At 66.1% G+C, this 24,467-nt stretch carries 17 protein-coding genes and 1 pseudogene; 6 read left to right on the top strand and 12 right to left on the bottom strand.

Annotated features, from left to right (window positions below; all coding sequences use genetic code 11):
• Positions 1-73 precede the first annotated feature (73 nt).
• The 3 genes and pseudogenes from AC6LJY_RS01550 to AC6LJY_RS01540 all read left to right on the top strand — a co-directional run.
• The gene (locus AC6LJY_RS01550) at positions 74-706 is read left to right on the top strand and encodes a TetR/AcrR family transcriptional regulator (RefSeq protein ID WP_046802536.1); all 633 of its coding nucleotides are present in this window, start codon (positions 74-76) and stop codon (positions 704-706) included.
• Positions 703-1,146, top strand: a complete 444-nt coding sequence (locus tag AC6LJY_RS01545) for a PaaI family thioesterase (protein ID WP_046802535.1) — start codon at positions 703-705, stop codon at positions 1,144-1,146. The genes AC6LJY_RS01550 and AC6LJY_RS01545 overlap by 4 nt, the downstream gene beginning before the upstream one ends.
• Positions 1,143-1,511: pseudogene (locus tag AC6LJY_RS01540) on the top strand (NAD(P)-binding domain-containing protein); the annotation flags it as partial. The gene AC6LJY_RS01545 and the pseudogene AC6LJY_RS01540, both read left to right, overlap by 4 nt.
• A gap of 126 nt (positions 1,512-1,637) precedes the next feature.
• Here the strand turns inward: AC6LJY_RS01540 and AC6LJY_RS01535 are convergent.
• The 12 genes from AC6LJY_RS01535 to AC6LJY_RS01480 form a co-directional block, all read right to left on the bottom strand.
• Positions 1,638-2,402, bottom strand: a complete 765-nt coding sequence (locus AC6LJY_RS01535; RefSeq protein ID WP_498135132.1) for a phosphatase PAP2 family protein — start codon at positions 2,400-2,402, stop codon at positions 1,638-1,640.
• A 7-nt stretch (positions 2,403-2,409) separates the two neighbouring features.
• Positions 2,410-3,210 (bottom strand): metallophosphoesterase family protein, encoded by an 801-nt coding sequence (locus AC6LJY_RS01530; RefSeq protein ID WP_219991851.1) that lies wholly within the window; start codon positions 3,208-3,210, stop codon positions 2,410-2,412.
• The gene (locus AC6LJY_RS01525; RefSeq protein ID WP_162941164.1) at positions 3,207-4,181 is read right to left on the bottom strand and encodes a diacylglycerol/lipid kinase family protein; all 975 of its coding nucleotides are present in this window, start codon (positions 4,179-4,181) and stop codon (positions 3,207-3,209) included. Before AC6LJY_RS01525 ends, AC6LJY_RS01530 begins: the two co-directional genes overlap by 4 nt.
• A 98-nt stretch (positions 4,182-4,279) precedes the next feature.
• A complete protein-coding gene (locus AC6LJY_RS01520; RefSeq protein ID WP_498135131.1) occupies positions 4,280-6,079 on the bottom strand; it encodes a gamma-glutamyltransferase family protein in 1,800 nt (599 codons plus the stop codon).
• 84 nt (positions 6,080-6,163) lie between these two features.
• On the bottom strand, positions 6,164-7,666 hold the full coding sequence (locus AC6LJY_RS01515; protein WP_104142956.1) for an ABC transporter substrate-binding protein: 1,503 nt from the start codon (positions 7,664-7,666) through the stop codon (positions 6,164-6,166).
• A 129-nt stretch (positions 7,667-7,795) separates the two neighbouring features.
• The gene (locus AC6LJY_RS01510) at positions 7,796-8,692 is read right to left on the bottom strand and encodes a LysR family transcriptional regulator (RefSeq protein WP_498135130.1); all 897 of its coding nucleotides are present in this window, start codon (positions 8,690-8,692) and stop codon (positions 7,796-7,798) included.
• Positions 8,673-9,368, bottom strand: coding sequence for a helix-turn-helix transcriptional regulator (locus AC6LJY_RS01505; RefSeq protein WP_498135129.1), 696 nt, complete (start codon positions 9,366-9,368; stop codon positions 8,673-8,675). The genes AC6LJY_RS01510 and AC6LJY_RS01505 overlap by 20 nt, the downstream gene beginning before the upstream one ends.
• Before the next feature lie 181 nt (positions 9,369-9,549).
• Positions 9,550-11,070: an efflux transporter outer membrane subunit gene (locus AC6LJY_RS01500; protein WP_498135128.1), complete on the bottom strand. Its 1,521-nt coding sequence runs from the start codon at positions 11,068-11,070 to the stop codon at positions 9,550-9,552.
• A gap of 10 nt (positions 11,071-11,080) precedes the next feature.
• Positions 11,081-14,182: a MexW/MexI family multidrug efflux RND transporter permease subunit gene (locus AC6LJY_RS01495; RefSeq protein ID WP_498135127.1), complete on the bottom strand. Its 3,102-nt coding sequence runs from the start codon at positions 14,180-14,182 to the stop codon at positions 11,081-11,083.
• The gene (locus AC6LJY_RS01490) at positions 14,179-15,306 is read right to left on the bottom strand and encodes an efflux RND transporter periplasmic adaptor subunit (RefSeq protein ID WP_120154209.1); all 1,128 of its coding nucleotides are present in this window, start codon (positions 15,304-15,306) and stop codon (positions 14,179-14,181) included. Before AC6LJY_RS01490 ends, AC6LJY_RS01495 begins: the two co-directional genes overlap by 4 nt.
• A 202-nt stretch (positions 15,307-15,508) precedes the next feature.
• On the bottom strand, positions 15,509-17,479 hold the full coding sequence (locus AC6LJY_RS01485) for a BCCT family transporter (protein WP_104142947.1): 1,971 nt from the start codon (positions 17,477-17,479) through the stop codon (positions 15,509-15,511).
• Positions 17,480-17,640: 161 nt separating this feature from the next.
• Positions 17,641-18,309, bottom strand: a complete 669-nt coding sequence (locus AC6LJY_RS01480; RefSeq protein ID WP_046802525.1) for a TetR/AcrR family transcriptional regulator — start codon at positions 18,307-18,309, stop codon at positions 17,641-17,643.
• Positions 18,310-18,502: 193 nt separating this feature from the next.
• Here AC6LJY_RS01480 and AC6LJY_RS01475 point away from each other — a divergent pair, with 193 nt between their 5' ends.
• Genes AC6LJY_RS01475 through AC6LJY_RS01465 form a run of 3 tightly spaced genes read left to right on the top strand, consistent with a single transcriptional unit; the run spans position 18,503 to position 24,314 of the window.
• On the top strand, positions 18,503-19,630 hold the full coding sequence (locus AC6LJY_RS01475; RefSeq protein ID WP_498135126.1) for an efflux RND transporter periplasmic adaptor subunit: 1,128 nt from the start codon (positions 18,503-18,505) through the stop codon (positions 19,628-19,630).
• Positions 19,627-22,791, top strand: a complete 3,165-nt coding sequence (locus AC6LJY_RS01470) for an efflux RND transporter permease subunit (RefSeq protein WP_498135125.1) — start codon at positions 19,627-19,629, stop codon at positions 22,789-22,791. The genes AC6LJY_RS01475 and AC6LJY_RS01470 overlap by 4 nt, the downstream gene beginning before the upstream one ends.
• A complete protein-coding gene (locus tag AC6LJY_RS01465) occupies positions 22,791-24,314 on the top strand; it encodes an efflux transporter outer membrane subunit (protein WP_498135124.1) in 1,524 nt (507 codons plus the stop codon). The genes AC6LJY_RS01470 and AC6LJY_RS01465 overlap by 1 nt, the downstream gene beginning before the upstream one ends.
• The last annotated feature ends 153 nt before the right edge of the window (positions 24,315-24,467 follow it).

Raw genomic sequence — 24,467 nt, 5'->3', positions numbered from 1 at the left:
TTCCAATAACATTGTTATTACTAAAAATCGTCGATATTATTCCCCCACCCTTTCCCGCTTTTTTCTTCTGCCCATGCCCGTTTCCCCGTCCGACCATCCCGAACGCAATGAACGCAACGAGCGCAACGAGCGCCTGAACGCGCTGCGGCGACAGATGGTCCTGGATGCCGCGCAGCGCGTCTTCGCGCGCGACGGCCTGGAAAAGACCACGATCCGGGCAATCGCGAAGGAAGCCGGCTGCACCACCGGCGCGATTTACCCCTGGTTTGCCGGCAAGGAAGCGCTATATGGCGAACTGCTGGACGAGTCGCTGCTGGGCCTGCACGAACATCTGGCTGACGCGGCGGCCTGGCCCGCTTCCGGGGCGGCGCGCAAGACCATTCACGCCTTTTTCGAGTACTACGCCCAGCGGCCGACGGATTTTTCGCTGGGCCTGTACCTGTTCCAGGGGCTGGGGCCGCGCGGCCTGGGCAGGGACATGGACGAAAAGCTCAACGCCCGGCTGCGCCAATGCGTGGACCATATCGGCGCCGCGCTGGCGCGTACCAAGTCCTGGGACCCCGCCACCGTGGCGGTCGAACAGATGAACGTGTTCACCTACCTGATGGGACTGCTGCTGTTGCAGCACACGCATCGCCTGAAATCCCTGGGCCAGCAGGCCGACGCCCTGCTGGACCACTATTGCCTTGCCCTGGAGCAACGATGACCGCCGCCCTACCCGCCACGGACGCCGACGCGCCGCTGATCAGCCTGGCCGACTTTCACATCCTGCTGGCCGACCAGCATCCCTTTTCGCTGCTGTTGGGCATAGACGTCGTGCGCATCGGGCGGGGCACCGCCCGCGCCGTGCTGCCGGCCCGCGAGGCGCACCAGCGGCTGGGCGGCATCGTGGCCGGGCCTATGCTGATGGGGCTGGCCGATCTGGCCATGTACGCCGCCGTGGTCGGCGCCACGGGCCAGACGCACGCGGTCACGGCAAGCCTGACCATCAATTTCCTGCGCAAAAGCCCCGCCGGCGCCATTCATGCCGATGCACGGCTGCTGAAGGTGGGCAGATTGTCCGCCGGCGAAGTCGTCCTGACCGGCGAAGGCTCGGCCGAACCCGTGGCCCATATCGTGAGCACGTGGTCCGTGCCCAAGCCATGAACCTGCGTATCAGCATCGTGGGCATGGGCGACGCCGGCACCCTGGCCGCCCGGCGCTTGCTGGAGGCCGAGCCCGACATCGCGCTGACCGTGTACGACCTGGACCCGGAACGCTGCGAACCTTTTCGCGGCTCGGCGACGTTGGCCACTTCCGCGCGCGAAGCCTTGGCGGAATCGGACACGGTCGTGCTGGCGCTACCGCGCGAACGGGAGATTGACCGCACGCTGGAACGCTTCAGTGATGGCGCGGTGACCGCGCCGATCCGGGGCAAGCTGATCGTGGACCTGGCGCCGCCCCCGCCGGAACGCGCGCACCGGTTGGATCGCGCGGTCGCCCTGGCCGGCGGCCGCTATACCAGCATCCCGGGGTTGGTCATCGACGATGCCGGCAGCATGGCGGGCGGTATTGCTGGCGGTATTGCTGGCGGTATTGCTGGTGGTATTGCGGGCGGCATTGCCGGCAATCCGGCAGGCAACGCGCAGCGCCGGCTGCTACGCCTCTTGTTGTGCCCCGCCTGATCGGCAATAGCGTTCGGCCAGGGCTACGCACAGCGCCAGCCACGCCAGCGTGACGGCAAAGCCTGCCACCACGTCGCTGGCGAAATGCACTTGCAGCAAGATGCGGCTAAGGCCGATGGCCATGATCAGCGCACCCGCCGCCGCCACGCACGGCCAGCGCCACTGGGCCGGCGCCAAGCGCCACACCAGGTAGCAGGCGGTGCCGTAGACCGCCATCGCCGCCGACGCATGGCCGCTGGGAAAGCTCCAGCCCGCCGCTGCCGCGAAGCCGTGATCGTGCACCGGCCGCACGCGTTCAAAGCTGTGCTTGAGCACCCAATTCAGCGCGCCGCCCAAGCCCGTGGCAAGCGCGCAGAACACGGCCAGGCGCCACCACCCTGTCCACAGCAGGTAAAGCGTCATCAACACGCTGAGCACGGTCAGGAAATTGCGGTCGCCCAGATACGTGAACCACGACAGCAGCCACAGCAGCGACGCGTTCATCGACATGCTCAACGCGTCTGCCAACGCGCCATCGAAGGCCACCACATCGCCCTGGCTATGCACTGCCCACGCCAGCACTCCAAAGATGGCCAACGCCAACATCACGCCTGCCGCGATGGCGCCGCGCCGGGTGTTGGTCGGCCGGCCCGCCACGATACGGACCGTGAGCAGCGCCAAGGCGCCCATCAATAACGGCAACGCAATAAACAATTCCAGGGCATGGGCCGCAGCCCATTGCGCGTACGAATCTGTCATGGCGCGGTCACCGCTCGACCGTGCTGACCAGCGTCTTGTCGACCGGTGCGAACACGTGGGTGGCCTCGGCATAGTCCCAGCGTTCGACATGGCACATCTGCTGGTCGCCCTCGCCTTCTCGCGTGATCACGTTGATGGAATTGGGCACGCTGCCACGCACCCGGCTTGAGCATGCCGTGCCCGCCTGCACGATCCACCCCGCCGGCTTGCCCGCTGCCGACAGCGGCAGCACATACGGCAAGTGAATATGCCCGCCCAATACCAGATCGATACCCGACTGCGCCCAGGCCGCCAGCGCGCGTTCGCGCCCGTTAAGCAGGTTGGACAGGTCGGATTCCACCTTGGCGCGCACCGGATGATGCGCGACGACCACCCGCAATTGCCCGGGGCGCGCCTGCCGCAGCCGCTGCGCCACGCGCGCGATCTGCGCATCGGAAATTTCGCCGTCCTTGTGGCGGCGCGGCCGCGTGGTGTTCACGCCGATGGCCAACAGGCCGGCGTTTTCGAACACTGGCTCCAGCACCGCGCCCAGCGCCCGCTTGTAGTTGCCGTAAGGATTCAGCGCGCGTGCAAACACGTTGATGAGCGGTATGTCGTGGTTGCCCGGCACGGCCAGCACGGGCAGCGACAGGCGTTCGATGAACTTGCGCGCCGCTGCGAATTGCCCGCGCCGCGCGCGCTGCGTGATATCGCCGCTTAGCACGACCAGGTCCGGGTTCAGCGAGCGCGCCAGGTCCAGCGCGGCCTCGACCACAGGTTTGCGCTCGGTGCCGAAATGCGTGTCGGACAGTTGCAATATCCGCGTCATGAGCGATCCAGGTATTGCGAGTCCGCGGGCACCACCAGCGGCAGCCTGTCGTCGGCCACCTTGAATTCCAGCGGGGTGTTCATCCAGGAAATCTCGCCGTCCATCGCGACCTTGACCCGATGGCGCCCCCGGATGCGCACCGTCATGCGATGAAAGCCGAAGCTGATGACGTGCTCGGCCTCGCCCAGGCGGCTGAAAAGGCCACGCACAAGCAGGCCGTAAAGCGCCAGCGTGCCGACCGGTTTAACCGTCATGGCCACCAGCCGGTCACGATCCAGATCCTGGGATTCGATGCCGACGTGTTCCAGCTGCAACTTGTTGTTGCCCACCACCAGCGTCGGTGTGCGCAGGTCGCTTACCTGGCCCTTTTCTTCCAGTTGCAGCCGCAATTGACGCGGCGCTCGCAGCAGGGTCACCACGCCCGACCACAACGCCACCAGCCGGCTGCGGCCAAAGCGCTGCTTGTAGGCCTCGCGGTCTTCCAGCAGCGTGGGATACAGCCCCAGGCTGGCGTTGACAAGGAACGGCCGGCCGTTCAGCTGGCCGACGCGTACCGGCTCGATATGGCCTTGCAGAAAGCCGCGCAGCGCAACGTCGGTGTCTTGCGAGATACCGTAGGCACGCCCGAAGTAATTGAACGTGCCTTGCGGCAGGATGCCGAACGGCACGCCCTTGCCCAGCACGGTGGCCGCCACCGCGTTCAGCGTGCCGTCGCCGCCCGCCGCGATGACGACGCCTTGCTCGTCTTGCGCGCGCTTGACGGCGGACTGCGCCGTTTCGGTAAGGCGGGTGGGGTCGTCCACCGGCATCAGCGTGTAACGCCTGCCCGCTTCATCAAGAATGCCGCGGATGGTGTCTTGCAGGACCTGCGCGTCGCCGCGCCCCGATCCTGTATTGAGGACGATGAATAGCGGCTCTTGTCCCGTCAGGGATTGCGCTTCGGTGCCTGGGCGCTGGTCGGATGAAGTCATGGGAGAAAGATAGCCCATGCCGGTAAAACGCCGCAAGGCGGCATGCGCGCCCGGTCCGAATCAACGGGCCTAGCGCGGCCAGGCCCGTTCCCCCAGGATCAACGGCCGACGGCGTACGCCTGCATCAGGCGCGGCGTTGCGGCTGCATGTAGCAGCCCGTCTTCATCGCGCGAGGCCGCCGTCAAGCGGCCAACCGACCACTCCGGCAATTCCTCGATTTGATGACCGCGTTGACGCAGGCCGTCGATCACGTCGGCGCCAAAGCTTGCCTCCAGCGCCAGATGGCCCGGCTTGCGATCACGCGGATAAAACGATGTCGGGAAGTGCATGGTGTGCGACATCGGCAGGTCGATGGCTTCCTGCAGATTCAGTCCATGATGCACGTGACGCAGGAAGAACAGCAACTGCCATTGTTCCTGCTGATCCCCGCCCGGCGTGCCGAAGGCCAGGTACGGCTTGCCATCGCGCAGCGCCAAAGACGGCGTCAGCGTCGTGCGCGGACGCTTGCCCGGCGCCAGCGTGCCCGGCAAGCCCTCTTCCAGCCAGAACATCTGCGCGCGCGTGTTCAGGCCAAAGCCCAGTTCGGGTATCACCGGCGACGACTGGAACCAGCCGCCCGACGGCGTGGCCGAAATCATGTTGCCCCAGCGATCGATCACATCCACATGCGTCGTGTCGCCGCGCTTGGCCGATGCGCGCATATCGGCCAGCGTGGGCTCGTTGGTGGCGCTGCCAGGCGCGGACACCGGGGACAGGCGTTCCAGCGTGTCCATCACGCGCGCCACCTGCGCCTCAAAGCCAGGCACCTGGCCGGGCAAGAGATCGTGCGAGGCGGTCTCGCCGATCAATGCGCGGCGCTCGTCGTTGTAGGCGTCCGACAGCAGGTGCGCCAGCGGCACGTCGATGAAAGCCGGGTCGCCGTAATAGGCTTCGCGGTCGGCGAAAGCCAGCTTCATCGCCTCGGTAACGCGGTGGATGAATTCAACGCTGTTCGGCCCCACGCCCGCCAGGTCCATGTTCTTCAACAACGCCAGCGTTTGCAGGAATACCGGGCCCTGGCTCCAGGCGCCGGCCTTGGCGACCGTGTAGCCGTGGTAGTCGTAGGTCAGCGGCGTGTCGTAGCTGGCCGACCAGCCGGCCAGATCGTCGGCCGTGATGATGCCTCGGTGCGTCGTGCCGCTTTCGTCCATGACGTCGGTATTGCGCGCGAATCGGTCGATTTCCTCAGCAATGAAGCCCCGGTAGAAGGCGTCCCGCGCCGCCTCGATCTGGCGTTCGCGGTCAGCGCCCACGCTTTCCGCCTCTTTCAGCACGCGCGTCCACGTGCGCGCCAAGGCCGGATTGCGAAACAGCTTGCGCGCTTCGGGCACCTTGCCGCCGGGCACGTAGACCGCCGCGGTAGTGGGCCAATGGGTTTCAAAGAAATCCTTCAGGCCCGCGATGGTGTTGGAGATGCGCGGCATCAGCGCATGGCCGTGCTCGGCGTAATAGATGGCCGGTTCCAGCACATCGCGCACGCGCATCGTGCCGTGGTCGCGCAGCAGCAGCATCCAGGCGTCGAATGCGCCGGGGATCACGGTGGCCAACAGGCCGTTGCCCGGAATCAGCTTCAGCCCTTCGGCGCGGTATCGCTCAAGCGTGGCCGCCGCCGGCGTCGTGCCCTGCCCGCACAGCACTTCCAGCTTGCCCGTGCGCGCCGAATAGAAAATGGCCGGCACTTCGCCGGCGGGGCCGACCAGATGCGGCTCAACCACTTGCAGCACGAAGGCCGACGCCGCGCAGGCGTCAAACGCGTTGCCGCCACGTTCCAGCAGCGACATGCCGGTCGCGCTGGCCAGCCAATGGGTAGAGGTCACGACACCAAAGGTGCCAAGGATTTCCGGGCGAGTCGTAAACATGATGCTTCCTGTAGCGGCGGCGCACGCCGCCCGCAAGTAAGAAAAACGGGATCCGATTCCGGATCCCGTCGTTGGCCGCCCGGCTTACTTCTTGGCGACGGTCACGCCCTTCAGGCGGATCAGGCCATCGGGGTAAGGCACAAAGCCTTCAACCTTCTTTTGCACGCCGAAGGTCCACGGCAGATAGAACAGGTAAACGATGGGGCGCTGGTCCTGCATGCTGGTCAGCACCTGGTCGTACAGCGCGCGGCGCTTGGCCGTGTCGGCCTCGCCGCGCGCATCGTTCAGCAGCTTGTCCACGCCTGCGTCGCAAAACTTGCCGTCGTTCAGGTTGCCCTTGCAGCTGACGTATTGATGGATATTGCCGCTGGGATCGACCCGGCCCGACCAACCGCTTTGGCCCACTTCAAAGTCGCCGCGCGCCAGCGACGATTGCAACGACGCGAATTCCACCGGACGCAACGTGATGTCGAAACCGGCTTCGGCACCCATGGCCTGCACCAGTTCGAACACTTGCTGCATGGTCGTATTGTTGCCGAAGGTGATTTCGAACTTCACGCGGTCATAGCCGGCTTCCTTCAACAACGCCTGCGCCTTCTTCGGGTCGCGGCCCTTGTGTTCGAAAGCGGTGTTGTAGGCAAAGCTGGCGGGCGGGAACGGCTGGTAGGCGGGTTGGAACATGCCTTCACCGATCACCTGGTTCAGCACGTCGCGGTCAATGGCCAGGTCCAGCGCCTGACGCACGCGCTTGTCCTTGGCCAGCGGGTTGTTGGCGCGCGCGCCATTGCCCAGGTTGACCGAGATCGACTGGAAGCCCAGGCCCGTCACCGGAGCAAGGCGCAGGTTGCCGTCGTCCTTGACCGCCTTGGCGTCGCTGGGCGCCACGCGTTCGATGATGTCCAGGTCACCGGCGCGCAGATTGTTCAGGCGCACGGTGTTGTCGGGGATCGGCGTGTAGACCAGACGGTCGAAATGGAAGTTGGCGGCGTCCCAGTACTTGGGAAATTTCTCCAGCACGATGCGGTCGTTCTGCACGCGCTCCTTGAATTGATACGGGCCGGAACACACTGGCTTGCCGCCAGGATCCTTGTCGAAACTGGCCGGCGACATCATCATGCCCGCGCGGTCCGACAGCTGGGACAGCAGCGAGGCGTCCGGCTCGGACAGGGTCAGCACCACGGTGTTGGCATCGGGCGCGTCGACGCTGGCGACGGTGGCCAGTTCGCTCTTGCGGTTGCTGTCCGGCAGCGTGCGGGCACGGTCCAGGTTGGCCTTGACGGCCGCGGCATTGACCGGCGTGCCGTCATGGAACACGGCATCGGTGCGCAGCTTGAACGTCAGCGTTTTGTTGTCCGGGCCGATTGTCCAGGACTGCGCCAACTGGGGCACGATCTTCAGGTCGGGGGTGATGTCGACCAGCTTGTCGCACAGCGAGGCAAAGACGATGCGGCCCACGAAGGTGCGCGCACGCACCGGGTCCAGCACGTCCGGGTCGTCTTGCAGACCGATACGCAGGGTGGACTGGGCTTGCGCCAGACCGCTGGCCAGCATTCCCGCCATGGCCATGGCGAGGCAAAGTTTACGCATGAGTGTTCTCCGTCGTTGCATCTGTGGAATTCTGCGCCAGGCGCGCGGCGATTGTATAGAGCGGCGGCTGTCTGGCTGGTAAACACGGCCCATGAGCGGCCGCCTCGCGGACGCCGGGTGGCGGGGAAATCAAGGCAGGCGGCAGGGTGCGGAAAAGTCCACCGCCGCCGTCACGGACTCGCGCAGCCGGGCAACCAGCGGCCGCGCGTCGTCGCGCCGGTACTGGAACGCGTACGGCAAGGCGGCCGGCTCGGGGTCGCCTTGCAGCACGCGCAAGCTGCCTTCCGCTTGCAGGGCCTGGGCCCAGTGTTCGGGTATCAGCCCTACCCCGGTGCCTTCGATCAGCAGGCCGACAATGGCACCCCAGTTGTTGCAGCAGAGCCGTTCGCCCGCGGCATCGCGCCCGGCCAGCCAGTCATCGATGATGCGGGTCGTGCCCGCGCCTGCCGGCAACGTCACCAGCGGCAGGCGGGCCAGCAGCGCGGGCGTCATGCGGGTGTCCGAGCCCAAGGCGGCGGGCGCCGCCGCCCAGGCAAAGCGGGCCTGGCCGATCGGAGTCGAGGCGATATTCGCTCGCGAAGACCGGCCGGCGATGACGGCAAAATCCAGCTCGCCATCGGTCACGCGCTGCTCCAGCACCTGCCCGATGTCCACATACGGCTCCAGCACCAGGTCGGGATAGGCGGCCCGCACCACGCCGATCAGGCGTGGCAGCCAGGTCAGGGCGGTCAATTCGCCCACGCCGAAACGGCAGCGGCCGCGCAGCCCGGGTGTTTCGGCCATGGACGCCCGCACCTGGTCGGCGGCGGCCAGCAATTCCCGCGCCTGCGGCACAAGGCGCTGGCCGGCGTCGGTCAGCGCGGCCTTATGGCCGCTGCGGTCAAACAACGGCCGGCCCAGCGCGTCCTCAAGTTCGGTGATGCGTTTGGATAGCGACGACACCGACAGGTGCAGCCGTTCAGCGGCCACGGCAAAGCTGGCGCAGGTAGCGGCCCAGTAGAACGCTTCAAGTTGCTTGAGAGTCATGCGCGGATTGTAGGGCGGGCCCTCGCTGGCGCACGCGGTAGGCGCAGCGGCGCGCGCCGCTCAGGATATGTTCTTCGCGATCCACCTGCACGTCCGTGCCCAGCACTTTCCGAAACAGATCCAGCTCGCTGCGGCAAAAGCCCATACAGGCCTTGGCGGCCGAACAGATCGGACAGTGGTTTTCGATAAACAGGAAGTCGGCGCCGTCCTTGCGCAATTCGGCCATATAGCCTTCGGACGAGCGCACCTGCACCAGGCGGTCCAGGCGGGATGGCAGGTCGTGCGCGCCCGCCATCGCGCGTTGGTAGCCTTCCAACATGGAGGCCTCGCGCGCCTGGATCAGCTTGTCCACGCCGTCCTCGCCGAACACCTGGCGCACGGCCCCGATCATCTGCACCGTCATTTCGGCGTGCGTGTCGGGAAAGCGGCCATGGCCGGCATCGGTCAGGAACCAGATCTGGGTAGGCCGGCCGCGCCCGGCGCTGTGGCTTTCGGAGTCGACCAGCCCGTCTGCATGCAGCCTCGTCATTTGCTGACGTACCGCTTCGGCGGTCACGTCCATGGCCTTGGCGATGACCGCAACCGACTGCGGGCCGCGCGTCTTCAAGGTCATCAACACGCGGTCCGCCGGCTGATGCGGCATCCACGTGACGGGGTGGGACAGGCTGTCGGACATGACGATAACGATACTCCGGGCGTAAGGTTCCTATGGTGCCATGAACTTGGCGGCCCATCAGCGGGTTGCATCAGCGCCGACCTTCAGCGCCAACGTCGGGAGGCAACCTCGGGAGCCAACCTCCGGCTCCCACCTCCGGCGCCAAATTCAGCGCCTCAGGTCAGCGCCTCAGGTCATCGCCTCACATCACCGCCTCCGCCTCCCAGCCGCCTCCCAGCGCCTTGTACAGCGCCACCAGACGGGTATAGGAATCTGTTTCGGCAACCGCCACGGCGTCCTGGGCGCGCAAAAGCGTACGCTGCGCGTCCAGCACCGTCAAATACGGCGCGCTCCCCTCGCGATAGCGCAGCTGCGCCAGTTCAGCCGCGCGCCGGCTGTGCGCCGCCGCCTGCGCCAGATTGCCCAAGCGCTGTTGGGTCTGGCCAAACTCGGTCAGCGCCGTCTCCAGTTCTTGCACCGCTTGAAGCACCGTTTGCTGGTAGCGCGCCACCACTCCGTCGGCACGGGCGACGGCCGCGCGCTGTCTGGCCAGCGCCGTCGGCAGGTGCAAGGCCGGCCAGTTCACGCCTGATGCCACGCTGAACGCCCGGCTGGACGGCGCGCCGAAATCGGCACCACGCAACGCCACAAACCCCAGGAACCCGCCCAGGTCGATGCGGGGATAAAGCTCCGCCGTGGCCACTCCTATGTCTGCATTGGCGGCGGCCATATTGCGCTCGGCCGCCGCAACGTCCGGCCGGCGTGACAGCAGCGCCGCCACGTCTCCGATCGGCAGGCGCGTTGCCAACGGGGTCAGCGGTTTGCCGGCATCCAGTTCAGCCAGTTCAACCGGCCGCAGCCCGGCCAATACCGCCAGCCGATACTGCGCCAGCCGCTTGGCCGTGACTTGCACGGGTACGCTGGCCTGCACGGTTTCCAGTTCGGCCCGCGCGCTGGCCAGATCCCCCTCGTCGCCCCGCCCGGCCTGCACCAGCGCCTGGGTCACACGCAGGCTGGCACGCTGGCTTTGCAGGTTGGCGCGCGCCACGGCCAGACGCTGCTGGGCGCCGCGCAGTTCGAAGTAATTGCGGGCAACCTCGGCCGCCACCACGATGCGCGTCTGGGCCAGATCCGCCGCCTGCGCCTGGCTGCGCGCCGCCGCGCCTTCGGCCGCTTGGCGTAGCCGCCCCCACAGGTCCAGTTCCCAGGTGGCGTCAAAACCGGCCCGATAACTTTGGGCCAGGTTGCGCTGGCCGGCCGTGCCCGCGTTGGCCTGCGACAGGCTGCGTTCATAGCGCCCGTCCAGCGTCACGGCGGGCAAGCGATCCAGTTCTTTTTCGTCCAGCACGGCGCGCGACTCCGCCAGACGAGACTGGGCGATCCGGATGTCGTGATTACGGTTCAAGGCCAAGTCCACCAACTGGTCCAGCTGGGGGTCTTGCAGTTGCTTCCACCAGTCGCGTTGCAGCGCGTCGGAGGAAAACAGCGCCTGCTCGGGGCTGGCCAGCACCACGGGTGCGTCCTGTGGGCGTTGGTAGTCGGGGCCCACGGCGCAGCCGGCCAACGCCAGCGCCAGTGTCAGCGCCAACAGCGTTGACCGCAGCACGGCGGCCGCGCGGCGCGGACGTTCGAGTCCAAAGACGAAGGCGGGGAGAATCGCGCGTTCGGGGCCGGCACCGAGGGCCGGGCGGCGCAGCGGTGCGGGTGCAGAAACTTCAATCATGGTTGGCTCCTTAATGCGAGATGGCAGCGCGGCCATCTTCGGCTTGCGCCACGGCCAGTTCCCGCGCGCGCGGCGTGTCGCTGGCGGCGCGGTGGTCACGCGCGAGCACGGTGTAGACGGTGGGCAGCACGAACAACGTGAACAACGTGCCCACCAGCAAGCCCACCACGATGACCAGGCCCAGGCTGTAACGGCTGTGCGCGCCCGCCCCCGTGGCGAACAGCAACGGGATCAGCCCCATCACCATCGCCGCCGTCGTCATCAGGATGGGACGCAAGCGGATGCGGGCGGCCTGCTCCATTGCCGCGCGCCGATCCAGCCCGTGGCTGACCTGCATTTCGTTGGCGAATTCCACCATCAGGATGCCGTGCTTGCTGATGAGGCCGATCAGCGTCACCAGCCCGATCTGCGTATAGATGTTCACGGTGGCCATGCCCAGCGCCAGCGGAATCAGCGCGCCGCAGATCGACATCGGCACGCTGACCAGGATGATGAATGGGTCGCGCAGGCTTTCGTACTGCGCGGCCAGCACCAGATAGATGACGATGATGGCGAACAGAAACGTAATCATCAGTGCCGACCCTTCCTGGCTGAACTGGCGCGCATCCGATTGCCAGTCATAGCTGAAGCCGGCGGGCAGGTTTTTTGCCTGCTCCGACAGGAATGTCACCGCATCGCCCATGGTGACGCCGGGCATCGGAATGGCCTGGAACGTGGCGGCGTTCAACTGGTTGAACTGCGTCAGCGAATTGGGCTCTACGCCCATGGAAACCGACACCAGGTTCGACAGGGGCACCTGCGCGCCGCTGGCGCTTTTGACGTGGAACTGCGCCAAGGCCTGTGGCGACATACGCAGATCGCGACGGCTTTGCGGAATGACGTCATACGAGCGCCCGTCCATGCCGAAGCGGTTGACATAGTTTTCGCCCACCAGCACCGCCAGCGTATCGCCGATGTCTTTCATGGTGACGCCCAGGCTGTTGGCCTTGGCGCGGTCCACCGTCAGTTGCACCACCGGGTTGTTGTAGTCCAGGTCGCTGTCCACCACCATGAACAGCCCGCTGGCCCGCGCGGCCTGCTTCAAGCTTTCCATGGCCTCGTAGACGACGCGGTAGTCGGCCGCGCTCATCAGCACCATCTGCACGGGCAGGCCGCCGGTGGACCCGGGCAACGACGGCAACTGGAACGCAAAGATATTGCTGCCTTCTATCTGATTGGCCAGCGATTGCATGTCGGCCTGGATGGCATCGGCGTTGCGCTTGCGGTCTTGCCAGTCCACGAAGTCCACACCGCCGATGCTGTTGGACACGCCGTCCGACCCGTTGATCAGCCAGCGCCCTTTTTGCTCGGGCACGGTCTTCATCACGTCGTCCCACTTCTTGCCGAACTTTTCTACGTAGTCGATATTGGCGTGCTGCGGCGACTTGATGGCGGTCAGCACGGTGGATTGGTCTTCGACCGGCGCCAGCTCGCGCTGCGCGGCGTTGTACAGGAACGGCAGGCTGACGAGCACCGCCACGGCGATCAGCCCCGTCACCCAACGATGCCGCAACGACACGTCCAGCACGCGCCCATAGGCCCCGCCCAGCCGGCCGAACATCCGCTCGGCGTTGCGCGCCATCTTGCCTTCCGACACGTCGCGGTTCAGCAGGAACGAACTCATGACGGGCGACAAGGTCAGCGCAATGACGCCGGACACCACCACCGCGCCGGCCAGCGTAAAGGCAAACTCCTTGAACAGCGACCCGGTCAGCCCGCCCATCAGCCCGATGGGCGCATACACGGCAGCCAGCGTGATGGTCATGGCGATCACCGGCCCGGCAACTTCCCGCGCGCCGATCAACGCCGCGCGCACGGGCGATTTGCCTTCTTCGATGTGGCGATGCACGTTTTCCACAACCACGATGGCGTCGTCCACCACCAGCCCAATGGCCAGCACCATCGCCAGCAAGGTCAGCAGGTTCACGCTGAAGCCGAACAGCGCCATGATGGCCGCCCCGCCCAGCATGGAAAGCGGGATGGTGACCACGGGGATCAGCACCGCGCGCAACGAACCCAGGCAGAGAAAGATCACCACCACGACAATGGCGATGGCTTCCAGCAACGTCTGCATCACGCCATCGATCGACGCGCTGATAAAGCGGGCCAGCTCGAACGGCACTTGCACGCTGGTGCCCGGCGGCAGGTTCTGCTTGATGTTGGGCAACAGTTCCTGCAAGCGCTTGACGATGACCAGCGGGTTACCCACAGGCGTGGCGTTCAGACCGAAGTAGACGGCGGGTTCGCCGTCCATCAAGCCGCTGGAATCGGTGGATGCCGCGCCCAATTCCACGGTGGCCACGTCGCCCAGCCGCACGATGGCGTCGCCGTCGCGCTTGACGACCAGGTCGCGAAATTGCGCCACATTGACCAGGTCGGTATTGACCTGGATGTTGGACACCACGTACAGGCCCTTGGCCTGGCCCGGCGCGGCCTGCACGTTGTTATCGCGCAGCGCCTGCGCCAGTTCGCCCGCCGAGATACCGCGCGCGGCCATGCGGTCCGGGTCCAGCCAGACGCGCATGGCCAGCTTTTGGCCGCCATACAGTTCCACACTGGCCACGCCGTCAATCGAGGACAGCTGCGGCTGCACCACGCGCGACAAATAATCGGTCAATGCCGCCAGCGACAGCGTCGAACTGGCAAACCCCACATAGGCGACGGCGGTCGCCTCGCCCGCCGACTTGACCAGCACGGGGTCGTACACGTCCTGCGGCAGCCGGTACTTCACCTCGTTGACCTTGGCCATCACCTCGGTCATGGCTTTGTTGGAATCGGCGTTCAACTTCATCCGCACCGTGATCACGCTGCGGCCCTGGGTGGACGAGGACGACAGGTAGTCGATGCCTTCCACCGTGGCGACTGATTGCGCGATGGGCTGCGTGACGAAGCCTTGCATCAGATCGGGCGAGGCGCCCGGGTATTGGGTGGTGATGGTGATGGTGGTGCTTTCGGTCAGCGGGTACTGCCGCACCGGCAGGCCGCTTAACGCCTTGATGCCCAGCAACAGGATCAGCGTGCTGACCACCAGCGCCAGCACGGGCCGGCGCACGAAAAGATCGGTGAATGTCATGATGCCTCCGCCGGTGCGCCCAACGCGACGGTGTCTGTGCCGGTCACGTCAACGGCCGCGCCGTTGTGTAGGCGAAGCTGGCCCGACGTCACCACCTGATCGCCCGCGTTCAGGCCTTCAGTGACAACGACCCGGCCATGCAGGCGCTCGGCCGTCTTGACGTAGGCTTGCCGCACCGTGGCGGGCGTGGCGGGCGCGGCGGACGCGCCCGGCTTGGGCGGTGTCAGCACGTAGACGGAATCGCCGTAAGCGCTGTAGCTGATGGCTGTTTCCGGCACCGTGATCACATCGGGCCGGTCGGGCAGGCGGATGCGGCCGTGGGCGAACATGCCGGCGGCCAGCGCGCCATCGGCGTTGGCCAAGGTCGCCTGCACGCGCACGGTGCGCGATCCCGCGTCCACCTGCGGTTCCACGGTGGTGACCTGGCCGGGAAATTGCCGGTCGGCATACGCATCCACCGTCACCGCCACCGTCTGGCCGGCGCGCACGGCGCCCAGCGCCTGTTCGGGCAGGGTGATATTTGCGTACAGCGTGGAAGCGTCGGTCAGCGACACCAGCGGATCGCCGGCGCGCGCGAACTGGCCCAGATGCACGCGGCGCACGCCCAACATGCCGTCGAACGGCGCCTTGACACGCTTTTGCTCGATCAGCGCCTGTACGCGGCGGATGTCGGCGGCGGCCTGGTCGTAATCGGCCTGCGCCTGATCCAGCTGTTCCCGCGTGGCGGCCTGTTGCGGCAGCAGCCGGCGCGTGCGTTCCAACAAGGCGCGCGCATTGCGGGCCTGCGCCTGCAGCCGCGCCAGCTCGCCGCGTTCCGGCGCGTCGTTCATCTGCACCAGCAGTTGGCCGGCCTTCACCGTTTGGCCTGCCGTGAAGAAAATCTGCGTGACCCGGCCATCCACTTCGGCGGGCACCTGCACCTGGCGCGTGGCCTCTAACGAGCCGATGCCGGTCAGCGCCATCGGAAAGTCCGCCTGCACGGCGGGCGCCACTGCAACCTTGGCCGGCGCCATCGCCCACCCGCCCTGCTGCGGCGCGCGGCCCGCCTTCCACGCCCACCCACCTGCCAACGCCCCCGCCAGCACAAGGGCCCCTACGGCCCAGGCTCCAGATTTCGCCTTCATGATCTTCTCTTTATTTATCCAAGAATAAGCTTGGATAATCCTTGATTCGCCCCATTTCGTCAAAGTGGACATTGCAATGCGTCGCATAGCGCGCCGCTATCGGCCTTCAGCGGCGGCACAGGGGCGAAAAAAAAACCGCCAGACAAGGCTGGCGGTTTTCAGGGTTGGCGTGTCGGCCGGGTAGTACGTGGCCGGCCGACGGTCAGGTGCGGACCATGTGCAGGTAATGGCGATGGCGTTCGTACTGGTCCAGGATGTCGCCGATGACGGCGTCGCGGCTCCAGCCCATGATGTCGTAGTCCTGCCCGCCTTCGCGCAGGTGGACTTCGGCTCGGAAGTACTTGCGTTCTTCTTCGTCGGCCGCTTCGTCCGGCGTCAGGCTGGGGCGCACGAACGCCTCGGGCTGCACGGCATACGAGAAGTCCAGGTGCTCGCCGTGCGAGACCTCAAGAATGGCGCTGCCGTCGGCTTCGACTTCGCGCACTTCTACCGCATAGCCCTGCTTGCGCAGTTCCTCGGCCACGTCGTCCAGCGCAGGCCGCACCACGTCGCTGATAAAACGCTGCACGTGCGAGCGGCGCGGCATCATCACCATGTTGCGCAGCCGACGTTCCCACGATTGGCCGCCACGCGCGGGGCGCGACAAGGTCAAGGACTGATAGCGAATGCCGCGCTTGGTGGCGTCCAGTTTCAGCGCCTTGAACAGCCCCCACAGGGACAGCAGCAAGATGATGGAAAACGGCAGCGCGCTGGCGATGGTGGCCGTCTGCAAGGCGGTCAGCCCGTCGGCGAGCAACAGCGCGATGGCAACCGCGCCCATCAGCACCGACCAGAAAATACGCTGCCACACGGGCGTGCGGTCCGACCCGCCCGAGGCCAGCAGGTCAACCACCAGCGCGCCCGAGTCGGCGGAGGTCACGAAAAACACCGCGACCATTGCAATGGCCACCACCGACAGCACGCTGCTCCAGGGCAGATGTTCCAGGAAGGCGAACAGGGCCAGCGACGAATCGGCTTCGACCACCTCGGCCAGGCCCTGCACCTTGTCCACCAGGATCATGTGGATGGCCGTGTCGCCAAACACCGTCATCCAGAACAGGGTGAAGCCCGCCGGCACAAGCAGCACGCCGGTGACGAATTCGCGGATGGTGCGCCCGCGCGAGATGCGCGCGATGAACAGGCCCACGAACGGCGACCACGCAATCCACCAGCCCCAGTAGAACAAGGTCCAGCCACCAATCCAGTCGGTGGGCTCGTAGGCATACAGGTTGAAGGTCTTGTTGACGATGTCGGACAGGTACGCGCCCGTGTTCTGCACGAAGGTCTGGAACAGGAACACGGTGGGGCCGACCACCAGCACGAACAGCAGCAACACGGCCGCCAGCACCAGATTGGTCTCGGACAGGATGCGGATGCCCTTGTCCAGACCGCTGGCCACCGACAGCGTGGCCAGGCCGCAAGTGACGACGATGAGGATGATCTGCGTCGTCACCCCGACCGGGACGCCGAACAGGTGGTTCAGCCCGCTGTTGATCTGCGCCACGCCCAGGCCCAGCGACGTCGCCACGCCCAGCACCGTGCCGATGATGGCGAAGATGTCGACGGCATGGCCGATGGGGCCGTGGATGCGGTTGCCGATCAGCGGATACAGGGCCGAACGCAGCGTCAGCGGCAGCCCATGGCGGTAGCTGAAGAACGCCAGGATCAGCGCCACCACCGCATAGATCGCCCACGCATGCAGGCCCCAATGGAAGAACGTGATCTTCATGGCCTCGCGCGCGGCGATGGCCGTGCCGCCCTCGCCGACCGGCGGCGACATGAAGTGCATCACCGGTTCGGCAACCCCGAAGAACATCAGGCCAATGCCCATGCCCGCGGAAAACAGCATCGCAAACCAGGTGAAATTGCGGTAGTCGGGCTCGCTATGGTCCGGCCCGAGCTTGATGTCGCCGTAGCGGCTCAAGGCCAGGAACACCACGGCCAGCAAGATGATGGCCACGACCAGGATGTAGAACCAGCTGACGTTGCCCAGGATCCAGCCTTGCACGGATTCAAAAAGGCTTTGCGCACGCTCGGGCGCAAGAATCGCGAATCCGACCAACAACAGCGTGAAGATCGCCGCCGGGAAGAACACCGGGCGGTTGATGGTGGATGGTCGGGTTTCTGAAGACATGCAGCAGCTCCTTTCGCCCAGGGTTGCGAATTTCGGCGCCGGCCCCCTCAGCCCGACCGTTGCGCCGCGGTTATTACTATCACGGCCGGCATGCGGCTGACAATCTGTATCGGCGATCTGTATTGGTGATTCGTGGCCGCCATGCAGCGGCCAGGGCAAGGCTATCCGACCGAAGTCGGCGCGCCGGGCGGCAAGGCGGCGGGCGCCGCGTCGGGTTGCGAGTCACCAAACACCACCCGCCGGAAAAAACCGGCCAGCACCGCCTCGGTCATTTCCAGGCTCACGCCTTGCGGATCAAAGGCGTAGCTAAATTGCATGCCGTCCGACAGGGCCAGCAGCCCGATCGCCAATTGTTCGGCCGGCATGGGCAGCGGAGTGCCCACATGCGCGGAAAACTGACGGACGTATTCCGTGGTGGCCGCGCGCAATTCGCGCAGGCAATCGGTAAAACCCACACGGAAATCGGGGTCGCGCGCGGCCTGGAGCTTGCCTTCCATCCAGAGCAGGAAGCAATCGTTTTCGCGGTGGTGCGTGCTGTAGTACTGCACGACGCTGGCTTCCATCTGCTGGCGCGTTTCGCCTTCTTCGAAGATGGCGCGCATGTCGGCCATCACTTTTTCGTGATCGCGCCTGAGCAATTGCAGGAAAAGTTCGGTCTTGCTGCCGAAATTGGAATAGAAGGCGCCGCGCGTGTACCCCGCCAGTTCGGCGATGTCCTCGACGCTGGCGGCCACGAAGCCCTTGGTAAGGAATACCGATTGCGCAGCGTCCAGCAGACGCTGACGCGTCTGGTCTCTGCTTTGCTCTCGGGTTAAGCGCACTTTTGACATGGCGGGAGTTTAGCACCGGCCACGATTTCAAATACAGTCTTGTATCCGAATACATATGCGCATTAGAATTCAGCCCGTATCGAGTTTGACTCGCCGATGCCTTCCCCTTTTTCGCCCCTATCGCGCCGCGAGGTATTTCGTGAATTTTCCTGGCTCCAGCCCACAACCGTCGGCGCGCCCCCTTGCCGCAACCGTGACAACGCCCGCTCCGTCCCCATGGACTCGCCGCATCACGCTGCCCGCGCTACTGGCGCTGGCGCTGGCCGTCTCGGCCTGCGGCCGCAAAGAAGAACCGGCCCCGGCGCCGCGTCCCGTGGTCGCCATGCCGACGCAGGCGGATGAGCGGCTGCCGGCGTGGACGTTGCCGGGCGAAGTGCAGGCGCGCTACAGCACGCCGCTTTCCTTCCGCGTGGGCGGCAAGATCATCGAGCGGCAGGTTCGGCTGGGCGATAGCGTCGTGCCCGGCCAGGTCGTCGCCAAGCTCGACCCGGCCGACGCCACCAAGAACGCCGCGGCCGCCAAGGCCCAGTTGTCGGCCGCTCAGCATCAACTGGACTACGCCCGCCAACAGTTGGACCGCGACCGCGCCCAAGCGCGCGAAAACCTCATCGCCGCCACCCAGCTGGAACAGACCCGCAACGCCTACGCCTCGGCCCTGGCCCAACGCGATCAGGCCGCCCAGCAGGCCGCGCTGTCGGCCGACCAGCTCAAGTACACGACGTTGCAGGCCGACCATGCGGGCGTCATCACCGCCGAACAGGCCGACACCGGGCAGAACGTGGCGGCCGGCACTCCCGTCTACCAGCTGGCCTGGGCAGGCGACATCGATGCCATTTGCGACGTGCCGGAAAGCGTACTGGCCGGTTTGACGATCGGCCAACGCACCAACGTGACGCTGGGCCCGCTGCCCGGCCAGAACTTCACGGCCACGCTGCGCGAGATCGCGCCGGCCGCCGACCCGCAAAGCCGCACTTACCGCGTGAAGCTCACGCTGGAATCGCCGTCGCCGCAAGTGCGGCTGGGCATGACGGCCAACATCAGCTTCGACAATCACGGCGCGGCCGACCAGGCCACCTACACCGTGCCCGCCACCGCGCTATTCCATGACGGCAAGGACCCCGCCGTATGGATCGTCAAACCGAAGGAAGACACGCTGGAGCTGCGCCGCGTACAGGTGTTGCGCTTTGACGCGCGCACCGTAACGCTGACCGGCGGCGTGTCGGCGGGTGAACGCGTGGTCTGGCAAGGCGTGCACACCGTGACCGCCGGTGAAAAGGTGCGCCCCGTGGCGCCACTGCACGCCGAGGACTTCGCATCATGAGCGCACCCGCCGAAGATCCCGGCCACGATCACAAAGAAGGCAAGTTCAACCTGTCGGCCTGGGCGCTGCGCCACCAGCCGCTGGTCATTTTCCTGATCACGCTGGTCACGCTGTTTGGCGTGCTGTCGTATTCCAAGCTGGCCCAGTCCGAAGACCCCCCCTTCACGTTCCGCGTGATGGTCATCAAGACCTTATGGCCGGGCGCGACCGCCAAGCAGGTGCAGGAACAAGTCACCGACCGCATCGGCAAGAAGCTACAGGAGACCGCCAACACGGACTTTCTTCGCAGCTATTCCCGCCCCGGCGAATCGCTGATCTTCTACACCATGAAAGACTCGGCGCCCGCCAACACGGTGGCCGACCAGTGGTATCAGGTGCGCAAGAAGGTCGGCGATATCCAGGCCACGTTGCCGCAAGGCGTGCAAGGCCCGTTCTTCAACGACGAATTCGGCGACGTCTATACCAACATCTACACGCTGCATGGCGACGGCTTTTCGCCCGCGCAACTGCACGATTACGCCGACAATCTGCGCACCGTGCTGCTGCGCGTGCCGGGCGTGGCCAAGGTCGATTACTTTGCCGACCAGGCCGAACACGTGTATGTCGAAATCTCCAATACACAGCTAAGCCGTCTGGGCGTGACGCCTCAGCAGATCGCGCAGGCCATCAACACGCAAAACGCGGTGTCCAGCGCCGGCACCCTGACCACGGCCGACGACCGCATCTTCGTGCGGCCGACGGGGCAGTTCGAAAACAGCCGCGCGCTGGCCGACACGCTGATCCGCGTCAACGACAAGTCGATCCGCCTGGGCGACATCGCCACCATCCATCGCGGCTATGACGACCCGCCCACCGAGCAGATGCGCTTTAACGGCAACCCCGTGCTGGGCATCGGCATCACCATGCAGCCGGGCCAGGACGTGGTGCGCCTGGGCGAAGCGCTGGACAAGACCTTTGACAAGCTCAAGGCGCAATTGCCCGCCGGCCTGACGCTGACGGAAGTGTCCAGCATGCCGGACGCGGTCTCGGATTCCGTTGACGAATTCCTGCGTTCAGTGGCAGAAGCGGTTGCCATCGTGCTGATCGTCAGCCTGGTGTCGCTGGGCCTGCGCACCGGCATGGTCGTCGTGATTTCGATCCCGGTGGTGCTGGCCATCACCGCGCTGTTCATGGACCTGTTCGGCATCGGCCTGCACAAGGTGTCGCTGGGCACCTTGGTGCTGGCGCTGGGCCTGCTGGTGGACGATGCCATCATCGCCGTGGAAATGATGGCGGTGAAGCTGGAACAGGGCTGGAGCCGCGCGCGCGCCGCCGCCTTCGCCTACACCAGCACCGCGTTTCCCATGCTGACCGGCACGCTGGTCACCGTGGCCGGCTTTCTGCCGATCGCGCTGGCCAAGTCCAGCACCGGCGAATACACGCGGTCCATTTTCCAGGTGTCGGCCATTGCGCTGATCACTTCGTGGTTTGCCGCCGTGGTGCTGATTCCGCTTCTGGGCTATCGGCTGCTGCCCGAGCGCAAGCGCGAAGCCCATCAGCCGCACGACCACGAACACGATATCTACAACACCCGCTTCTATCAGCGTCTGCGCGGTTGGGTGGCGTGGTGCGTGGACCGCCGCTTCTGGGTGCTGGCGGGCACGGTGGTGATCTTCGTCGTGGCGATGGCGGGCTTCAAGCTTGTGCCCCAGCAGTTCTTTCCCAGCTCGGACCGTACCGAGCTGATGGTGGACGTGCGGCTGCAAGAGGGTGCCTCGTTCGCGGCCACGCTGCGCCAGGTCGAACGGTTGGAAAAAGCGCTGGAAGGCCGGCCCGAGATCGACCATTCGGTCAGCTTCGTGGGGACCGGCGCGCCGCGCTTCTACCTGCCGCTGGATCAGCAACTGCCCACGCCGAACTTCGGGCAGCTGGTCATCACCGCGCACTCCGTAGAAGAGCGCGAACAGCTGGCCCAGTGGCTTGAGCCCATGCTGCGTGAAAAATTCCCCGCCATACGCACCCGCCTGTCGCGCCTGGAAAACGGCCCGCCCGTCGGCTATCAGGTGCAGTTTCGCGTCAGTGGCGACAAGATCTCGGAAGTGCGCGCGGTGGCGGAAAAGGTCGCCGCCGAAGTGCGCGCCGACACGCGCTCGGTGAACGTGCAATTTGATTGGGACGAACCCTCGGAACGCTCGGTGCGATTCGACATCGACCAGCAAAAGGCGCGCGAGCTGGGTATCAGCGCCAGCGATGTGTCCGACTTTTTGGCGATGACGCTGTCGGGCTACACCGTGACGCAATACCGCGAACGCGACAAGCTGATCAATGTCAGCCTGCGCGCGCCGAAAGAAGAACGCGTGGACCCCGCCCGCATCGCCACGTTGGCCATGCCCACGCCCAACGGCCCCGTGCCCTTGGGCAGCCTGGGCCAGGTGCACTATGACCTGGAATACGGCGTCATCTGGGAACGCGACCGCCAGCCCACCATTACGGTGCAGGCGGATGTGACCAGCGGCGCGCAAGGCATCGACGTCACCCACGCCATCGACAAGAAGCTGGACGCCATCCGCGCGGACCTGCCGGTGGGCTACCGCATTGAAGTGGGCGGCCCGGTCGAGGAAAGCGGCAAGGGTCAATCGTCCATCAACGCGCAAATGCCGCTGATGGCGGTGGCGGTGCTGACGCTGTTGATGGTGCAGCTGCAAAGCTTCTCGCGCGTGCTGATGGTGGTGCTGACCGCGCCGCTGGGGCTGATCGGCGTGGTGGCTGCGTTGCTGCTGTTCGGCAAACCATTCGGCTTCGTCGCCATGCTGGGCGTCATTGCGATGTTCGGCATCATCATGCGCAACTCGGTGATTTTGGTGGACCAGATCGAGCAGGACATCCTGAACGGCCACAAGCGCGTGGACGCCATCGTCGGCGCCACCGCGCGGCGTTTCCGCCCCATCGTGCTGACCGCCGCCGCCGCCGTGCTGGCGTTGATTCCCCTGCTGCGCAGCAACTTCTTCGGCCCGATGGCCACGGCCTTGATGGGCGGCATTACCAGCGCCACGGTGCTGACGCTGTTCTTCCTGCCGGCCTTGTACGCGGCATGGTTCCGCGTGCGCCATGACGAGCGCGACGAGCCCGAAGGCGTGCCGCCCGGCGCCAACGCGGCCGATACGCTGCAACGAGGAGCCTGATGATGAAGCCCCATCCCACACGTTATTCCAGGCTGCCGCCGGCGCTGCCCTTGTTGCGGCCCTTGTTCCGGCCCTTGTTGCGGCCCCTGTTGCCGGCTCTGTCGCTGGCCTTGAGCGCCTGCGCGTTCGCCCCGGATAGCAAGCCCCCGGCAACCGCCTCGCCCCCGCAATACGGCGTAGAAGCCCCGCCCCCGCAGGGCGCCACGGCCCAGGGCGTCGCGCAGCAATTCGAACAGGGCGCGCGGCCCGTGCCCGAGTGGTGGAAGCGCTACGGTTCCGACGCGCTGAACGCCCTGGTGCAGGAAGGGCTGGCCAACAGCCCGAACCTTGCCGCCGCCGAACGCAACCTGGCCGGCGCGCGCGAACAACTGCGCGCGCAGGTCAATTCATCACTGCTGCCGTCGGTGGACGCGGGCGCAAGCGGCACGCGCAACCGCGCACTGACCATGCCGGATCTGCCCGAGTCCACGGCGCTCTACAACGTGTTCACCGGCCAGATCCAGGCCACTTACGACCTGGACCTGTTCGGCGCGGCGCGTTTCGCCAACGCGTCCCTGGCGGCGCAGGTTGAACAGCAGGCGTTCCGGCTGGAATCGGCCCGGCGTTCGCTGGCCGGCAATATCGTCACCGGCGCCATCACGTCGGCCTCGCTGGCCGAACGCGTGGCGCTGACCGAAAAGCAGGTGGTGCTGCTGCGGCAAGTGGCGCGCGATACGCAGCGCCGCTACGAATTGGGCTCCGCTTCGCAAAACGATGCGCTGGACGCCGACCAGGACGCTGCCACGCTGGAAGCCTCGCTGCCCGGCCTGCGCGCGCAATGGCAGGCCACGCGCCACGCGCTGGCCGTGCTGTTGGGCCGCCGCCCGGACCAGGCGCCGGACGACCTGGCATTCAGCACGCTGGCCGTGCCGCCGCAGGTGCCGGTGGTGGTGCCGTCCGAGCTATTGGCATCGCGCCCAGACATCCTGGTGGCGGACGCCGTGGTGCAGGCCGCGTCGGCCGACGTGGGCGTGGCCACCGCACAGCTGTTCCCCAGCCTGTCGTTGTCCGCGTCGATGGGCAAGGGCGGCTTCAGCTGGCCGGCTGCCCTGTCCGGCGCGGGGTCGATCTGGGCGATTGGCGCGTCCTTGACGCAGCCCATTTTCCACGGCGGCGCCTTGCTGGCCGAGCGCCGCGCCGCCAAAGAACGCTACGAAGCGGCGGTGCTGCAATACAAGCAAACGGTACTGACGGCGTTCCAGGACGTGGCCGACACCCTGGCGCGTCTGGACGCGGACGGGCAGGCACTGGCCTCGGCCGAGGCCTCGCGGCGCGCGGCCGAACAGTCTTACCGCAACACGGCCAGTCGCGTGCGCCTGGGTGCGCTGGCGCCCTATACCGAATACGCGGCCGAACAGCATTACGTGGCCGCGCGCCTGCGCGAACTGGAATACGCCAACGCCCGGCTGACGGAAACGGCGGCGCTGTTCCAGGCCATGGGGTCGCCCACCCGCGCGCCGGAGGTGGCTGCCGGCCAACGCTGAACTGCTTGCTGTTGAACGGACGACGCTGGCCCCCGCGATGGATTCGCGGGGGCTTTTTCATGCCGGTTCGCGCGAGCGTCCCTGCTGCGGCACCCGCGTTGGCACTCGCTGTGGCAAGCGCCGTGGCAAGCCCTTTGCCAACCGTCGCGCCGT

This window comes from Achromobacter sp. RT286_PF (assembly GCF_059760425.1).
This window is presented reverse-complemented; position numbering and strand designations above follow the sequence as displayed.